Origin of the sequence: Agrobacterium sp. NPDC058088, assembly GCF_042885035.1 — a bacterium.
Lineage (GTDB): Bacteria > Pseudomonadota > Alphaproteobacteria > Rhizobiales > Rhizobiaceae > Agrobacterium.
This window is the reverse complement of record NZ_JBHVSU010000006.1, coordinates 44,096-60,827: the sequence shown is the minus strand read 5'-3', so window position 1 is coordinate 60,827 and position 16,732 is coordinate 44,096. Positions and strand designations below refer to the sequence as shown.

The 16,732-nt window shown below is 57.4% G+C and carries 17 protein-coding genes; 13 read left to right on the top strand and 4 right to left on the bottom strand.

Features of this window, described 5'->3' with window-relative positions; all coding sequences use genetic code 11:
* Window positions 1–8 precede the first annotated feature (8 nt).
* Entirely contained in the window at window positions 9–308 is a 300-nt protein-coding gene (locus ACFVTJ_RS17080) for a DUF982 domain-containing protein (protein WP_386909363.1), read from the top strand.
* Between the two features lie 233 nt (window positions 309–541).
* Window positions 542–961: a hypothetical protein gene (locus ACFVTJ_RS17075; protein ID WP_386909361.1), complete on the top strand. Its 420-nt coding sequence runs from the start codon at window positions 542–544 to the stop codon at window positions 959–961.
* 45 nt (window positions 962–1,006) lie between these two features.
* Here ACFVTJ_RS17075 and ACFVTJ_RS17070 read toward each other — a convergent pair whose 3' ends face one another.
* The 3 genes from ACFVTJ_RS17070 to ACFVTJ_RS17060 are packed head-to-tail and all read right to left on the bottom strand — an operon-like array spanning window position 1,007 to window position 4,349.
* On the bottom strand, window positions 1,007–1,789 hold the full coding sequence (locus tag ACFVTJ_RS17070) for a formate/nitrite transporter family protein (RefSeq protein ID WP_386909359.1): 783 nt from the start codon (window positions 1,787–1,789) through the stop codon (window positions 1,007–1,009).
* Complete coding sequence (locus tag ACFVTJ_RS17065) at window positions 1,786–4,068, bottom strand: FdhF/YdeP family oxidoreductase (protein ID WP_386909357.1); 2,283 nt, start codon at window positions 4,066–4,068, stop codon at window positions 1,786–1,788. Before ACFVTJ_RS17065 ends, ACFVTJ_RS17070 begins: the two co-directional genes overlap by 4 nt.
* Window positions 4,069–4,091: 23 nt before the next feature.
* Window positions 4,092–4,349, bottom strand: a complete 258-nt coding sequence (locus ACFVTJ_RS17060; protein WP_386909355.1) for a hypothetical protein — start codon at window positions 4,347–4,349, stop codon at window positions 4,092–4,094.
* A 171-nt stretch (window positions 4,350–4,520) separates the two neighbouring features.
* Here ACFVTJ_RS17060 and ACFVTJ_RS17055 point away from each other — a divergent pair, with 171 nt between their 5' ends.
* Together ACFVTJ_RS17055 and ACFVTJ_RS17050 are read left to right on the top strand one after the other, a co-directional pair.
* The gene (locus ACFVTJ_RS17055) at window positions 4,521–5,270 is read left to right on the top strand and encodes a cytochrome c oxidase assembly protein (RefSeq protein ID WP_386909353.1); all 750 of its coding nucleotides are present in this window, start codon (window positions 4,521–4,523) and stop codon (window positions 5,268–5,270) included.
* Window positions 5,267–5,767: a CopD family protein gene (locus tag ACFVTJ_RS17050; protein ID WP_386909351.1), complete on the top strand. Its 501-nt coding sequence runs from the start codon at window positions 5,267–5,269 to the stop codon at window positions 5,765–5,767. The genes ACFVTJ_RS17055 and ACFVTJ_RS17050 overlap by 4 nt, the downstream gene beginning before the upstream one ends.
* On the opposite strand, the gene ACFVTJ_RS17045 is transcribed toward ACFVTJ_RS17050, so the two are convergent.
* Window positions 5,745–6,242, bottom strand: a complete 498-nt coding sequence (locus ACFVTJ_RS17045) for a DUF2231 domain-containing protein (RefSeq protein ID WP_386909349.1) — start codon at window positions 6,240–6,242, stop codon at window positions 5,745–5,747. The genes ACFVTJ_RS17050 and ACFVTJ_RS17045 overlap by 23 nt on opposite strands.
* Window positions 6,243–6,305: 63 nt before the next feature.
* On the opposite strand from ACFVTJ_RS17045, the gene coxB reads away from it, so the two are divergent.
* The 9 genes from coxB to ACFVTJ_RS17000 all read left to right on the top strand — a co-directional run bounded on the left by coxB (window position 6,306) and on the right by ACFVTJ_RS17000 (window position 16,719).
* Entirely contained in the window at window positions 6,306–6,962 is a 657-nt protein-coding gene (gene coxB, locus ACFVTJ_RS17040; protein ID WP_386909347.1) for a cytochrome c oxidase subunit II, read from the top strand.
* The gene (gene ctaD, locus ACFVTJ_RS17035) at window positions 6,962–9,460 is read left to right on the top strand and encodes a cytochrome c oxidase subunit I (RefSeq protein ID WP_386909345.1); all 2,499 of its coding nucleotides are present in this window, start codon (window positions 6,962–6,964) and stop codon (window positions 9,458–9,460) included. The genes coxB and ctaD overlap by 1 nt, the downstream gene beginning before the upstream one ends.
* Window position 9,461: 1 nt before the next feature.
* Window positions 9,462–9,785, top strand: coding sequence for a hypothetical protein (locus ACFVTJ_RS17030; protein ID WP_386909343.1), 324 nt, complete (start codon window positions 9,462–9,464; stop codon window positions 9,783–9,785).
* Between the two features lie 408 nt (window positions 9,786–10,193).
* A complete protein-coding gene (locus ACFVTJ_RS17025; protein WP_386909342.1) occupies window positions 10,194–11,603 on the top strand; it encodes an ABC transporter substrate-binding protein in 1,410 nt (469 codons plus the stop codon).
* A 166-nt stretch (window positions 11,604–11,769) separates the two neighbouring features.
* A complete protein-coding gene (locus tag ACFVTJ_RS17020) occupies window positions 11,770–12,741 on the top strand; it encodes an ABC transporter permease (RefSeq protein ID WP_386909340.1) in 972 nt (323 codons plus the stop codon).
* Window position 12,742: 1 nt separating this feature from the next.
* Window positions 12,743–13,642: an ABC transporter permease gene (locus ACFVTJ_RS17015; protein ID WP_386909338.1), complete on the top strand. Its 900-nt coding sequence runs from the start codon at window positions 12,743–12,745 to the stop codon at window positions 13,640–13,642.
* Complete coding sequence (locus ACFVTJ_RS17010; RefSeq protein WP_386909336.1) at window positions 13,639–14,613, top strand: ABC transporter ATP-binding protein; 975 nt, start codon at window positions 13,639–13,641, stop codon at window positions 14,611–14,613. Before ACFVTJ_RS17015 ends, ACFVTJ_RS17010 begins: the two co-directional genes overlap by 4 nt.
* Window positions 14,610–15,599, top strand: coding sequence for an ABC transporter ATP-binding protein (locus ACFVTJ_RS17005; RefSeq protein ID WP_386909334.1), 990 nt, complete (start codon window positions 14,610–14,612; stop codon window positions 15,597–15,599). The genes ACFVTJ_RS17010 and ACFVTJ_RS17005 overlap by 4 nt, the downstream gene beginning before the upstream one ends.
* Window positions 15,600–15,639: 40 nt before the next feature.
* Window positions 15,640–16,719, top strand: coding sequence for a serine hydrolase domain-containing protein (locus ACFVTJ_RS17000; protein ID WP_386909332.1), 1,080 nt, complete (start codon window positions 15,640–15,642; stop codon window positions 16,717–16,719).
* Window positions 16,720–16,732 lie beyond the last annotated feature (13 nt).

Sequence of the window (16,732 nt, the reverse complement as noted above, 5' to 3'; positions counted from 1 at the left end):
AGAGTGTCATGAAATCCGATACGTTCAGAGAACCTGTTACCATTCTAGTCGGCCTTGGCTTTCCCGCAGAAGTACGGTCCGTCATGGACGCGTACCGGCATTTGGCCGAATGGCCAGCATCATTGCGCGATACGGCGCATTCGGTGGCACTCAAGGCATGCAGCGCCGCGCTACGCGACGAGATCGAAGCCGAGACCGCGCGCGGCCTGTTCGCTGCCTTTGCTGAGAAGCACGATCTGCTGGCGCCGGAAACCGACGTGATCGTGGCCTCCCGTCACCGGCACGACAAAGATCCCCACGTTCGCTAAGCACGCCGCGGCATTCTGATCGGGGTCGGTTACGGATGGTGAAAACGGGGTGATATTGCGCGTCCGCCATAGATAACACCGGAAAGCGGGTGGTGTCACGTTGCTCGCTACCCGCTGCCTTATATCGGCGATACTCTGTCTATACGGAAAAGATCACCGATGCGCCGCACTTTCCGATCGTGTCGAGCTCACCCCCGACGTCGACCCGCGTGCCGCTTTCGGTGACACCGACTATGCCAGGACCAGTCGGCACGGCGCGCTCACGCGGGATCATCCCGGTCATTCCAAAAAAGGCCAACAATAAAGACATGGCCCGCTTCCTCGTGCGTTTGTTCAGCGCAGCTGGTCAGTTCCTATTCTGGGCTCTATCTCCAAAACCGGCTCGATTCTGCGTGGCCAACACAACTATTGACCGACTTTCAAAGTTCGGCTGGATCGGCGACGCCATCAGTTTGGGTGCAGTTGAGGTTACGGTGACGGAAATGACAAAACGCTGGGGCATAACGCTTATCGCCCAGCCAGAGCGGCAGGAGCAGCCGGAAATCCTCCGGACGATGCCGAAAAACACCAATTCCGCGCGTGGCACTTATTGTGATCCCAAGGCAATAAGCCGTATTGAGATCGGCTGTGTTAGGGAAAAGCTCGTCGGGTAGCGAGTTGGCTGCTGTTACAAGGGTCACAGTTTTCGAAATGTTTTTCTAAACGTCCTTCTCAGCGACAGACGCATAGGCCAGTGCCAGCCCGCCACCGCCGATGACGTTCCCAATCGTCGATGCGATGATGTTGGCAATGACGGCATATCCGGTGATGGCAGAGGACATGTCTGAAACGAGATAGGCATAAGGCATCAGAAACATATTGGCGACGGAGTGCTCAAGCCCGAGAGCGACGAAGGCTGTGACTGGCAGCAAAAGTCCCGCGAGCTTTCCCTCGGTTGTTTTGCCGCTTGCCGCCAGCCAGACGGCAAGGCATACGAGGAGGTTGGCGAGGATGCCGCTTACGACAGTGGCGATGAAGGTTTTTTCGCCTTTGACCGTTCCCAGTTCCACCAGCGCCGCACCAACTTTCCCGTCGCCGGAACTATGAAGGTCTGCACCAAGCGCGACCACAACCAGAAGTAGGGAGCCGCAAAGATTGGCGACATAAGCGAGCACGAGCGCGGCTGTCGCCTCCTTCCCGCGAATACGGCCAAGTGCGCAGGCGCCGATCATAAGTGTGTTGCCCGTGAATAATTCCGCTCCGGCTACTAAAACGGCGGCCAGGCCAAGCGTGAACACCACGCCCGCAAGGAGTTGGGCCACGCCGAAGGGCAGAACGGAGGCTCCGGCAAGAACGGTGATTGAAAAAAGCCCTGCGAGCCCGATGTAGACACCGGCAAGGATGCCCAGCGTGATTATCGTTCTCGCTGGCATGCTGGCCTTATCCCGCATGGTCTCAAAGACGTCGTCCGTCAGCTCGGCTGGCGCAGGAAAGGATGTCATGGGCCGAGAACCCTCACCGGAATTGATTTCGCCGCCGGGGTCTTGGCGTCTTTTTCATGATGCGAGAGCGGAATGAGGACATTGCATTCCGGGAAGTAGGAAGCGCAGGTTCCTGACGGAATGTCGTAGTCGATCACCTGGAGATTACGGATCACCCTTGCAATTCCATCATCAGTAACTGTCTGAAGCCCGATAAATGCGTTCTCCTCGATGCCCAGTCGGATACGGTCGTCACGGTTCATCATCACGATCATCCGCGACTTGTGTATACCGCGAAGACGGTCATCATATCCGTAAACCGTAGTGTTGAACTGATCGTTGGAGCGCAGGGTTATCAACCGAAGGACCTCGTTATCCTCATCGCTAGGGAAACCCGCGAACAGCGAATGGGGCAGCTTGAAATTGGCTTTCCCCGTTTCGGTTTCCCACTCACGATGACGCGCCGCGACAGGACGCGGAAATCCGCCCGGCGTATCGAGCCTGCGGTTGAAATCCCTGAACATGTCGGGATAGGTCGCCTCGATCGCATCTCTGACCACGGCATAGTTTCCGACCCATTCCGCCCACGGAACGGCGGGATTTGGCGGGAGTGAATGCCTGGCAATTTCTGCCACAATGCGAGGTTCGGAGAGAAGTGTATTGGCAGCCGGTCTGTATTTGCCGCGCGATGCATGGATGCAGGTGGTTGAATCCTCCATCGTCACGATTTGCTGGCCGCTTGCCTGCTCGTCGATTTCAGAGCGTACCAAAGTGGGCAAAATATACGTCGTGCCGGCTGTGACGATATGCGATCGATTGAGCTTTGTTGCGATCTGCACGGAAAGATCGAGGCCGCGCCATTTTTCTTCCATAAGACCGCGTTCGGGAATTGCCCGAACGAAGTTGCCGCCCAGCCCGATAAACGCGCTGATATTACCCGCAACAATCTCCTCACAGGCTTCTACCGTGTTCAACCCGTCATCGCGCGGTGGCTCGAATCCGTAGAGTTCGGCAAGCCGATCAAGCGGTACGAGGGCGGTTTTTTCGGCGATGCCGACCGTGCGCTGCCCCTGCACATTCGAGTGGCCGCGCACTGGACAGATACCGCTGCCCTGGCGTCCGATATTGCCGCGCATCAACAGCAGATTGATCAGCATCTGGACGTTGGAAACGCCGTAGCGGTGCTGAGTGAGCCCCATCCCGTAGATGGCGATGACGGATTTTGCCTTTGCATATGTCCGTGCGGCCGCCTCAATTGCCGTTTTTGGCACGCCGGAAATCCGGGTTATGTCCTCCCACGGCGTGGAGCGGACCATCGCCGCAAAGGCGTCGAAGCCGGATGTGTGGGATGAGATGAAATCTATATCGAGTACGCGCGCACGGCCTGCCATCTCGGCGTCGGCATCCCACTCCAGCAGGAACTTTGCCATGCCCATCATGACGGCGATATCGCCCCCTGCGCTGACCTGGTAATATTGCGTGGCGATCTGTGTTGGTTTGCCGGCCAGCATCTGGGACGGCCGTTGCGGATTGGTGAACTCCTCCCAGCCCCTTTCGCGCAAGGGGTTGAACACGATAATAGGAACGTCGCGTTCGCGAACCGCCTGAAGGGAATGCAGCAGGCGAGGGGCATTCGTCCCAACATTCTGCCCGAAGGACAGGATGCAGTCGGTGTGATCGTAATCTTCAAGAAGGACGGTTCCGACCGGGGTTCCGATACTCTCCGGCAATGCCACTGACGTCGTCTCGTGGCACATGTTCGAACTATCGGGCAGGTTGTTGTTGCCATACATCCGTGCAAGGAGCTGATACATATAGGATGTTTCAAGCGACGCGCGCCCGGAGGCGTAAAAGACAACGCACTTGCGGTCGTAAACCTCCAGTCTCGCGCCGATGTCGGCAAAGGCCTCCTCCCAGCTGACAGGCAGGAAACGGTCACTGGCAGCGTCATAGCGCATGGGATGCGTGAGGCGTCCGGCGTTTTCGAGATCGAAGTCCGGCCATTCCAGCAACTCTGTCACGGTGTGCTTCGCGAAGAACTTCGGATCGGCCCGCTTGGATGTCAAATCCCAGAAGGTGGCCTTGGCGCCGTTTTCACAGAACTCGCCAAAATGAGCTTTTGCCGGCTTTGCCCATGCGCAACTTGTGCACATATAGCCACCGGTTTTGTTGTGGTCGGTGACAAGGCCCGGCACGGTTTTGACCGCATGCTGTGGTATGACGTTTTTGACAAGTGACTTGACTGATCCCCAGCCACCCGTTGGCGCCTCATATTTGTTGTAGCGAACTGTCGGCTTCACGACGATCTCCTTGTTGTTAGGCATCACTTTTTGCGCGCCAGATTGAGAAACGCTTCGGAAGCCCTGACCAGATCTTGCTGTGGAACGTCGGCGCGGACGATTTTTCCCCGCTCGATGCCGCCCTTGTCACCGTCTTCCGGCGTGTGGCCAGCGTTTTTTTCGGCGGTATCATCGTAGATCTCGACTTCTATAATGCGGAGATCAACCCCAATTTCCTGCAAATATGCGATAGCGCGTCTTGCGCCTTCCTCATGTTCGAAGAGCCCAGTAACGATAGGCATCGTCTCGTCCTTTCTCGGTTCCCAGTCCTATGGTCAACCACGCGCGCGCCGCATCGTTCCTTCACATCGGGGATCACGAGTTGTTGTTTCGAATGTGAGTTAGTGGGGGAACGCATGCTTCCAATTGGAGTTAGGCCTTTGACTTGATTAATATGGCGGGGGCCTGACACGTTGACCGAAACATCGGATCCGTATTGCGGACCAGCACCTGATATCGCCGACCTTGCCAATGCATGGAACCTTGATCCGGTTCTGATCGCAGCAATTGCGCTTGTGGCATTGTGGCTATTTACGACCGGTGCTCGAAACACCCCGATCATTTCGCGCGTAGCCATAATTCTTCTGCTCATCCTCGCATTCGTATCGCCGCTCTGCGCGCTGACCACAGCTCTTTTTTCGGCAAGGGTTTTCCACCATTTCATATTGATCGCTTTCGTGGCCCCGCTAATAGCACTGAGCCTCAAAGCAAGATTGGGCCTCCGCCCAGACTGGCTCTCGCGCTTTCCGGAAGCAGCTTTTCTTGCCCATACGATCGCGTACTGGGCATGGCATTTGCCGCCAGGCTATTCTTTTGCGCTTTCCGGTACGCTCAACTATTGGATGATGCAGCTTACCCTCATCGCCACAGCCGTCTGGCTCTGGTGGACGATCCTGGTTGTGGCGAGGCCCATTATGCGCATCTCGCTGGCGCTTGCCACGATGGCGCAAATGGGCTTTCTCGCGGCAATCCTCACCTTCGCGCCCTATCCGCTTTTTTCGGAACATCTCTTGACGACGCAGGCCTATGGGCTGACGCCGCTTGGGGACCAGCAGCTTTCGGGCCTCATCATGTGGACATTGGGGCTGGTTCCCTACCTCGTGGTCGCGCTCACCGCCGTCAGCGAGACGCTGCGTCGTAACGCAACGCGGGAGAGTGAATGATCGCGCTTGTGAAGTTCATCCACTTCATGGCTATCTCGATCTGGGTCTCGGGGCTTATCAGCCTGCCCAGCCTCTACGTGCAACGCGCTCGCGTTCAAAACGATGACGATCGTTTTCGTTTGCAGAAGATAGTCCGCTTTTCCTACGTGAAAATCCTGTCACCCGCCGCCTTCATAGCGGTTGCATCCGGTACGACGCTTATCTTTTTGCAGTCCACCTATCTGTCATGGTTCAGCGCGAAACTGGTTCTCGTCGCTGGTCTTGTGCTCATCCATGTTCTGACAGGACTTGTCATTATCCGCCTCTTCGATGAAGGCGAGGTCTATCCGCCGTGGCGGTTCGTCACGGTCACAGCACTCAGCATCATCATCTCCGTCGGGATCGTCTACTTGGCGTTGGCAAAACCAGAGATACCCGCGCTGCTACCGGAGTGGGTCTTAGAGCCGGGAGCGCTCAAGCGCATCCTCGATCCACTCATTCCTTGGAAGACACCATGAGGCCGATGCCGTGATCGAATATCAGCTTCCCGCCATGCCAGCCGGCGAGCGCCGTCAGTCCCGAAGCAATGAGCGACAAGCCGAGCCCGTGCGGCAGAATGTCGATCAGGCCAAATGCCCGCCCGCCCCAATTGGCACCCGCCACGGAAATGAGCGCGATTGCCGCCACGCCGTGCGCCCAGCTTGCAACCCGCGCGCGGATGCCGGCAACCAGAAGCAGTTCCGCCGTTCCGATGACGCCGGCTGCAACGCCGCTGAAAAAAGCGCCGCCGGACGCCCATATGCCGGCGCGAACCCAGAACTCGTCTGCCGACCACCAATAGAGGAGATCGCAGGCCAGTGTGGTGATGACGAGCGCGATTGGAAAGTGGACGGTCATCGCATGCAAGGGGTGGCCAGCAACGGCAATCGCAGAGTCCGTCGTCTTTTCTTCCACCTTGGAGATAACCGGATTGGGCTCGTCGCGTTTTTCCATCGAGTTTTTCCTTTTTCATCGCTAACCCGTTTGAGAACGGTGAGGTTCCCGTCGATCGCATTCATGCTTTCGCTTTTGCTGGTGTCGGGATGCTCCGGCGATCTCTCGGTCCTGGAACCTGCCGGCCCCGCCAGTCACAAGGTCGCACTTCTGTGGTGGGTCATGTTTGGCGGTGCCTGCGCTATTTTCGTGCTGGTCGCCGTTCTTCTGGTGCTCGTCTTTTTCAGGCCGGCGATGATGGCGCGGATCAATTCGCGTCAGTGGCTGATAGGCGGGGGCATCGGTTTTCCCCTGCCGGTTTTGATGGCGCTGGTGGCGTTTTCGTTCATGCAGGGAGAATCCCTGCTTCCGCAATCTGCCAGCGATCCACTTCGCATCGGCGCCGTTTCCCGGATGTGGAATTGGGAGTTCGTGTACCAGACGCCTACCGGAACTGTCAGCAGTACCGACGTTCTGCATCTGCCGGTCGACCGGGACGTCGTCCTTGAGGTCAAAAGTGCCGATGTCATCCACAGCTTCTGGGTACCAAGACTTGGCGGAAAGATAGACGCTGTTCCGGGAATTTCCAACAGGATCGTCCTGCGGGCCGACCAGACAGGCGCATTTGGAGGTATCTGCTCCGAATATTGCGGTACCGGCCATGCCGGCATGAGTTTCCGCGTCGTCGCCTACGACGAGAGCGATTTTTCAAGGGTGATCGGGGAATTGGGACAAAATTGATGGATGATGTGCGCACACCCAAGAGTCACTCACCTATCGCGCTTCACCGCGAACTCAGTGACGTCTGGAGTTCTGGAACGGGGCTTCAGCGTCTCGCAGCGGTCAATCACACCGTCATAGGCAAACGCTTCATGGTGACGGCGCTGGTGTTCTTCGCGATCGGTGGTTTCCTCGGCATGCTCATCAGGACACAGCTGGCCACGGCGTCGAATGCCTTCATGGACGCCGAGCAATATGCGCAGGTCTTCACGATGCACGGCACGATCATGATGTTCCTGTTCGCCATTCCTTTCTTTGAGGGACTTTCCATCTATGTCCTGCCAAAGCTCATAGGCGCCAGAGATCTCGCCTTTCCCCGCCTGTCCGCTTACGGTTACTGGTGTTATCTCTTCGGCGGAGGAATGCTGATTGTTGCCCTTTTGGGCGGCATTGCGCCAGCGGGCGGCTGGTTCATGTATACGCCGCTTTCATCGTCGCAATATAGTCCCGGGATCAACGCGGATATCTGGCTGCTTGGCATCACATTCGTGGAAATTTCCGCCATCAGCGCGGCCATCGAAATCGTCGTGACGATCCTCAGGCTACGGGCGCCCGGCATGTCTCTGGACAGGATGCCTGTTTTTGCCTGGTACATGCTGGTCGTTGCGGCGATGATGCTGGTCGGGTTTCCGCCCTTGATCCTGGGTTCGATACTGCTGGAGGCGGAGCGAGCCTTCGATATTCCTTTTTTCGATCCGGAAAGGGGAGGCAGCCCGCTTCTCTGGCAACATCTCTTCTGGCTGTTCGGCCATCCCGAGGTTTACATCATCTTTCTGCCGGCTGCCGGCGCATTGTCGACCATCATTCCCGTTCTGGCGGGAACCCGCCTGATTGGTTACAACATCATCGTTGCCGCGCTGATTGCCATGGCGTTCCTGTCCTTCGGGCTATGGGTTCACCACATGTACACCGTCGGCATTCCCCATGTGGCGCTTTCATTTTTCTCAGCTGCCAGCGCGCTGGTCACCATCCCGACCGCAATTCAGATATTTGCCTGGCTCGGCACCCTCGCGCGCGGCAAGCCGACGATGAGCGTACCCATGCTTCATATCATGGGTTTTTTCTGCGTGTTCATTATTGGCGGCCTGACGGGTGTCATGCTGGCCATGGTGCCGTTCGATCAGCAGGCGCATGATACCCACTTCGTGGTGGCTCATCTGCATTACGTCCTGGTCGGCGGGTTTCTGTTTCCGATGCTTGCCGGGCTTTATTACTGGGTGCCGCATATCAGTGGGCGTCAGCCAGTGCAGCACCTTTCCAAAGCCGCGTTCTGGATGATTTTTATCGGCTTCAATCTGACGTTTTTCGTGATGCATCTGACCGGTCTTCTCGGCATGCCGCGCCGCATTTTTTCTTATCCGGAGAGCGCGCCATGGCAATGGCTCAATCTTCTCTCCTCGATCGGCAGCTTCATCATGGCGGCTGGCTTCATGCTTGTCGTGTTGGATTTCGTTCTGCTGTTTCTGTACGGACGCGCCTTCAGGCGCAATCCCTGGAATGCCGGCACGCTCGAATGGGCCATGCCGACACCACCGACCGCTTATGCTTTTGCTTCACAGCCCGAAGTGACTGCGCGGGCGGATGGGCTTCCCATCAACCGGATTGCGGCCAAGCTTGCCGCCGGCAAGGGCTATCTCGGCTTCGTGCGATCCAGAAAAATGGAAACGATGGGGACGGACGCTGTCACGGGCGCACCGCTGCAGATCGTCGTATTGCCAGGCCCGAGCTTTCTTCCCCTGCTGACGGCAGTTTCCACTGCCGCGTTCTTTATCGCGCTACTTCTCAAAGCCTACCCGGTCGCAATCGTCAGCCTCTTGCTAACAGCATGTCTCTTCATTTCATGGACGCCGAACGAGGATGCGAGACAGGAGCGGGGGCCGGTTGTCGCGCGTGGTGACGAGCGTTTTCCCCTCCACTATGAAAGTGCGGATGCCCCGTCCGTTCTGGCGATGAAACTTGCCCTGATCGCGGACACTACCCTTTTCGTGTCTCTGCTATTTGGCGGGCTTTTCCTCTGGATTTCCGCCGGTGGTGAAAAGGTTGTCTGGCCGCAATCGATCTCGCTGCATGACGTTTTTCTGGTGAGCGCCTTTATAGCCGCTCTTTGCGGCGCCGCTGCCAGTCATTTCAGGATGACAAGCGTCATATTACTCGTAAGCGCTATCGCCTACGCGACGGCGATTGCTTGCGGTCTATTCGTTCTGCGCCAGCAATATGGCGAGGTAAGCCAGGCAGTCCACGGCGTTTCGGTTGCCGTCAATGTCTATCTCGTATTGCATGGATTTGTCGGCTTCATTCTCGCGGCATTCGGTTGCTGGCGTCTGTCCAAGGGCTACGTTTCCGACCGTCGCCGCAACGACCTGCGCATAGGGACCCTCTGGCACGCTCATTTTCTGGCGGCAACTGCCATTTCGTTTCTTTTCCTGCACACACTGCGGGCGATGACGGAGGGTGGCTGATATGCGGTACCGCACCGCTTTTGGCCTTGCTGGGCCATTCGTCACCTGGGCTTTATGCTTTCTGGCATTATATGCCGCGCAATTTGTCGGCTGTGCCTGGGGGTGGGACGTTCGGTCCTACGCCGGGGTTTCCCTGCTTCGATTTGTTCTGATCGGCCTGCTTGCCCTGTCTCTTTTCCTGCTCGTCATCTGGTGGAAAAAACTGAAACGCCGTCGGACGGAAGAGAATGATGTGCTTTCAGCAATAACCCACGTCGCGGCATTGGCAGCCCTTGCGGCAACTGTTTTTGTCTTTCCTGGCGTATTCTGGCTCAGTGTTTGTTGATGTGGGCCGACATTGCCATCAGCTGGCCGTTTCTCCGCGGGCACTCCAAATGTTTCGCCCACAGATCACAGGTCCGTTTGAAGGCTGCTCTGGTGATCTGGAACCCCAATTTAGCGCGACTTGATATTCGCTAGGCGAATGATGAATGGAAAAAACATTCATTTGATAAATCAGGTCGAGGCCGGAATAATACTTTCCGAGCCAATATGGCGAAGGCGATCCATCGCTAAAAGAAATCAATAAAAAGGGAACAAAATGAGGAAAAGTGCTGTTTTTTTATGGTTGGCGGCCTGCGCCAGCTTTTCGGTTTCTTCGGCTCTTGCGAAGGATATTACGGTAGGATTGAGCGGCACCGTAACGTCGGTTGATCCGCATTTTTATAATGCCTCTCCAAACAACAGCATTGCCATGCAAATATTCGATAGGCTAACCGAGCGGACAGCCGAAGGGCAGCTTGTCGAGGGTCTTGCAACGAAATGGGAGGCCGTTTCCGAAACCAAATGGCGTTTTACTCTTCGTGAGGGCGTAAAATGGCATGACGGAAAACCTTTCACTGCCGATGACGTTGTTTTCACACTCGGCCGCGCTGGAAATGTTCCCAACAGCCCCGGTGGGTTCGGCGGTTTCATCAGAAATGTCGCAAGCGTCGAAGCCGATGGAAATCTTGCGGTCATCATCAACACGAAGGCGCCGGCGCCTACCCTCCCGGGTGATCTCGCCAACATCGCGATCATTTCCCGGCACGTCGGGGAGGGCGCGGACACCGCAGACTACAATTCCGGAAAAGCGGCAATCGGCACCGGCGCCTTTCGCTTTTCCACTTTCAAGCAGGGCATCGAAGTTGGGCTGGAGCGTAATCCAGACTGGTGGGGCAAGAAAGTGGCGTGGGACCATGCGACCTACCGCATGATCTCAAGCGCCAGCGCGCGCACCACGGCCATTCTGGCGGGTGATGTCGACATTATCGACGCTCCCGCCGCTACCGATATCGCGCGCTTCAAGTCGACAGCAAATCTTTCCTTCGTCTCTACGCCCGGTCTGCGTGTGATCTATCTGGCGCCGACGACATCGGGCGAGACCTGGAAAGCCAATGTGAAGGGACCGAATGGCGAAGCGCTGGAGACAAATCCGCTTGCCGATGCACGCGTCCGCAACGCTTTGTCCGTGGCGATAAACCGTCAAGGTATCGTCGATAAGATCATGGAAGGCACAGCCACGGCATCTGGCCAGTGGTTGCCCAAAGGTGCCTTCTCCTACACCGACGACATTCAACCACCGAAGCCAGATGCGGCAGCTGCCAAGAAGATGCTGGCCGATGCCGGCTTCCCGAACGGTTTCCAGCTGACGGTTCATGTACCGAACGACCGTTATCCTAACGCGCCAGCAGTCGTTCAGGCTGTTGCGCAGATGTGGACCCGCATTGGCGTGAAGACGAATGTGGAAGCGCTTCCATGGACCACGTTCTCCTCGCGCAAATCGGAATTCTCCATGAAGCTGCTGGGGCTCGGTAACGCCACCTATGATGCAAGCTCCATGTTGGTGAACGTCCTGGGAACCGTTGATCCGAAGCGTGGACTGGGTGCTTCAAATGACAGCGGATACTCCAATCCGGCACTCGATGATCTCGTCGCGAAGGCGATGACGATTTACGACGACAAGGCGCGCGAGACGGCCCTTGTGGAGGCGGTCAAGGTCGCGGTAAATGACGGCGCCATCATACCGCTTTACCAGCAGAGCAATGCCTGGGTTACGCGCAAAGGCCTGTCCTATGCACCGCGCATCGATGAGCGCACGCTCGTCAAGGACATCTTCGAATAAGGCGCGCTGGCGGATCGGACTGTTTTCGATCCGTCACGGTCACTTCCTGCGCGCAGAGGAGCGGCTTTTGCACAAGAAGGCAAAGCCTGAAATGCGGTATATCTGACAGCGCCCGCATGTCGAAAGCGGCGGGCCTGCGCCACATCATCAATGTTTTGAGGGTATCATGACCCTATGGATTATCCAGCGCCTGTTGCAAGCGATACTGGTCGCTCTGGCAATGGCCGTGATCGTGTTTATTGGCCTTCACCTGATAGGCAGCCCGATCGAAACCCTGCTTCCGGCGGAAGCCACCCATGAAGACCGCCTGCGGCTGATCGCCGATCTTGGCCTTGATCGCCCGCTTTACGAACAGTTCTTTCTGTTTCTGAAAGGCGTCCTCCAGGGAAATCTCGGCATCAGCTATGTCTACAAGGAGCCGGCCGTCGAGCTGATCCTGTCCCGCCTGCCAGCCACGTTGGAGCTTGCCTTTGCGGCCGTCCTGCTGTCGCTCGTCTTCGGCGTGCCCCTCGGCCTCATGGCGGGTTGGAAGCCCGAGAGCCCATTTTCCCGCATGATCATGGTCGGTTCGATCTTCGGTTTCAGTCTGCCGATCTTCTGGATAGCCATTCTTCTCATCATGATATTCAGCGTGCAGCTGGGCTGGTTGCCGAGTTCCGGGCGCGGTGCAACCGAAACCCTGTTTGGTATTCCATGGTCCTTCGTCACGCTGGATGGCCTCAGGCACATGGTACTGCCGGCAGTCAGCCTTTCGTTGTTTAACATTTCCATGGTGACGCGCCTGACCGAAGCCGGTGTCCGCGAGGCCATGTCCAGCGAATATGTGCGGTTTGCCAAGGCCAAGGGTCTTTCTCCACGGCGCATACTCGGCATCCACGTCCTCAAAAACGTCATGATACCGGTCGTTACCGTCGTCGGGCTCGATATCGGTCAGACAATCGCTTTTTCTGTCGTCACCGAAACGATTTTTGCCTGGCCCGGCGTCGGAAAGATCATCATCGACAGCATCGCCGCCCTCGATCGCCCCGTGATCGTGGCCTATCTCATGCTTGTGGTCATCATGTTCGTCATCATCAATCTCGTCGTCGATGTCACCTACAGGCTGCTCGATCCACGTATCCGACTTCAGGGAGAGTGACGTGCAAGCTATCCCCGTCTCCGTAAAATTCCGACCCGGGCTGCAATTCCTGCGGCAGTTCTCACGCTCGCCGCTTGCGTTGATCGGCCTCATCCTGATTATACTTATTGCCCTTCTGGCGATCTTCGCTCCGATATTGTCGCCTCAGAACCCCTACGACCTGATGCAACTGGACATCATGGATGGCCGCATGGCCCCGGGATCGGAGGCGTCCGCCGGCTTTACGTTCCTGTTTGGCTCTGACGATCAGGGGCGCGACATGCTCTCCGCCATTCTCCACGGTCTGCGGATCAGCCTGATTGTCGGTCTGGGATCGGCAGCCATCGCCTTTGTCATCGGCACCGCTTTTGGCCTGACGGCCGCTTATGTCGGTGGCAAGGTGGAAACGGCGATGATGCGCATTGTCGATCTTCAGCTCTCCTTTCCCACCATCCTTTCAGCGCTCCTCATCCTTGCGCTGCTCGGGAAAAGCGTCGGCAACGTCGTTTTCGCAATCGTGCTGGTGGAATGGGCGACCTATGCCCGCACCGCCCGCGGCGCCGCACTGACGGAACTGCGCCGCGAATATGTTGAAGCCGCAAGGTCGTTGCGCCTTCCCCACCGGAATATTCTATTTCGCCAGCTTCTGCCGAACTGTTTGTCGCCGCTGGTGGTCCTGCTGACCATGCAGGTCGCGCGCGCAATTACTCTTGAGGCGACGCTCAGCTTTCTTGGTCTAGGCGTGCCCGTTACCGAACCGTCGCTCGGGCTCCTCATTTCCAGCGGCTATGAATTCATGTTGTCGGGCACCTACTGGATCGCGCTTTTCCCCGGAATAGCGCTGCTCGTCACCATCTTTGCGATCAACCTCGTCGGCGACCGCCTGCGTCAAATGCTCGATCCGAAGGCTGCACAGAAATGACCGCCATGCTCGAAATCAAAGGTTTGAAGACCGAAGTCGTGACCGCCGAAGGCCGCGTCACTCTTATCGACGACATCAATCTCGACCTCGCGGCCGGTGAAGTGATGGGGCTTGTGGGAGAATCGGGATCGGGTAAATCGGTAACCGGACTGTCGATCATGGGATTGATCGATAAGCCAGCCCAGGTCACGGGTGGACAGATACTCTTTAAGGGCAGGGATCTGCGGACGCTCTCTGAGCGGGAGTTTCGCTCCATTCGCGGCAACCGGATTGCCATGATTTTCCAGGATCCGATGTCCACGCTCAACCCCGTCCTGCGTATCGATACGCAGATGATGGAGGTGGTGCGTGCCCATGAAACGATCAGCAAGCAGGCCGCCCGCGAGAGGGCACGTGATGCCCTGGGAATGGTCGGCATTCCAAGCCCTGAGGAGAGGCTGAGCGCCTATCCGCATCAATTCTCGGGCGGGATGCGGCAGAGAGTGGCCATCGCCATCGCACTCCTGATGTCGCCGGATCTCATCATCGCCGATGAACCGACCACGGCACTTGATGTCACGATCCAGGCGCAGATCCTCTCGATCGTGCAGAAGCTCGCTCGCGAAAAGGGAACTGCCCTCATCTGGGTTACACATGACCTCTCGGTCGTCGCTGGCCTCGCCGACCGCCTTTCGGTCATGTATGCCGGCCGCATCGCCGAGCAGGGAAAGACGGCCGATCTGCTCAGCCGCCCCATGCATCCCTATACAAACGGCTTGATGGCGAGCCTTCCCGCGCACAACAAGCGCGGTTTCAGGCTCAAACAGATATCGGGCACGACGCCATCTGTCGCCAATATGCCGAAAGGTTGCGCCTTCCACCCCCGCTGTTCGTCAGCGACCGAGCTCTGTCTCAGTCCACCGCAGCTTGAACCCGTCGAAGGCCGACTTCTTCGCTGTTTTCACCCCGTCATGGAAGGAGCGCCAGCATGAGCAATCGACTTGAGGTCCGCAACGTCAGCAAGCGCTTCACCCGCAAATCCGGCCTGATCGAACGCGGCGCCGAATTTATCGGTGTGAAATCCCCCAATCCCGTCGTCCGCGCTCTGGATGATGTCAGTCTTACCGTCGCAGAAGGCGAAGTCGTCGGCATCGTCGGTGAATCCGGCTGCGGGAAGTCGACGCTCGGACGCGTGGTGGCCGGTCTGCTGCAGGCGTCAGAAGGAACCGTGCTCTTCCGGGACAAGCGCCTACAGGATATGCAGGGCGACGAGGCGGAGACGGCGCGGCTGAAGGTCCAGATGATCTTTCAGGACCCGTCCTCCTCCCTCAATCCCCGGCAGCGGGTGCGTGAAATCATTGGTGCTGCGCCCCTTCATCATGGGCTCACCACGGCGCGGGAGCTGGATGATTATGTCAACCAGCAGATGGCGCGCGCCGGCCTCGATCCCTCCATGGCATCCCGCTTTCCCCACCAGTTCAGCGGCGGGCAGCGTCAGCGTATCGGCATCGCACGCGCGCTTGCGGTTCAACCGGACATGCTGATCTGCGACGAGTCGGTCGCGGCTCTCGATGTGTCGATCCAGGCGCAGATAATCAACCTTTTTCTCGACCTTAGAGAACAGCTGGACCTGACTTACATCTTCATCAGCCATGACCTCTCGGTTGTTGAGCATATCTCCGATCGCGTCGTGGTGATGTATCTCGGCCGTGTCGTGGAAGAGGCGACCGTCGAGGAGTTGTTCGCCCATCCCAATCATCCCTATACCCGCGCACTCCTTCAGGAACGACCAAGCCTCGATCCTGTGCAGCGCAGTTTTACTGCCATCGAAGGGGAAATACCAAGCCCGCTTTCACCGCCGTCAGGATGCCACTTCCACCCCCGCTGTCCGCTGGCGATGGAGCGCTGTCGCGTCGAGCGGCCGGAACTACGTTCGGTCGGTTCGCGCCACAAGAGCGCCTGCCATCTGAACGACTGATGTCGGCAAATCCAAAACCAAAACCGCAAAAGGAAGAAATATGTCTGTTTCAGCACCTCTGGAACATTTGTCTGCCGATCAACGCCAGGAATTTCCGTCACAGGAATGGAAGCAGGTGGATAATCCTGCCGATCACGGTCTTTCCGCCGATGTTCGCTCGAAAGTCGATGCGGCTCTGGAAGCTCTGCCAACCACATCGTTTATCGCGGTTGCCGGTGGCGAAATCCTCTATAGCTACGGTGATATTTCCGAGGTGAGCTATCTCGCCTCGACCCGCAAGAGCATCCTTTCGATGCTGATGGGGAAAGCCGTTGCCGAAGGAAAGATCGATCTCGATCTGACCATGGCAGAGCTCGGCATCGATGAGGATCACGGCCTGCTGCCTATCGAAAAGACGGCAACGCTGCGTGACCTTCTGATCAGCAGTTCCGGCGTTTACCATCGGCCTGGGAGCCCCGGCAGCAATACCAAGAACATTCCAGAGCGCGGCTCCAAAAAACCCGGCACGTATTTCCACTACAACAACTGGGATTTCAACGTGCTCGGGGCCGTTTTCGAACAGTTGACCGGCCGCAGTGTCTTCAAGGCCTTCGAGGAAGATTTCGCAGGGCCGATGGAAATGCAGGATTTCGATCCTTCCCGCCAGCGGATGATGGGTTACGAGGGTGCATCGCGGTACCTTGCCTATCACTTCTTCCTGTCCGGGCGCGACATGGCGCGGCTGGGGCTTGCGATGGTCCGACAGGGTCTTTGGGGCGACAGGCATGTGATGCCGACCGGATGGGTTGCAGAAAGCACTAAAATCCGCGTTCCAGCAGAAAGCATGAACGAGAGCGAAAAGTCGCGGATTGCCGGCTACAGCTATCTCTGGTGGATTCCCGTGGTCACGGATGAGACGCCGGAATGGCAGGGCGCCTGTGTTGCCGCTGGCCACTTCGGGCAGTTCATCCTGTGCCTGCCAGCGCTCGACATGGTTTTTGTCAACAGAAGAGCAATACCCGATGATCTGGCGATTGCGCGCAATGACGGAAGCTTCAAGGAAGAATTGCCGGCAGTGACCATGGAAAATTTCCTTGGCGTCGCCGATCATTTCATCCGCGCAAAGTTGACGATGCGATGAAGCGGCAAGGCCG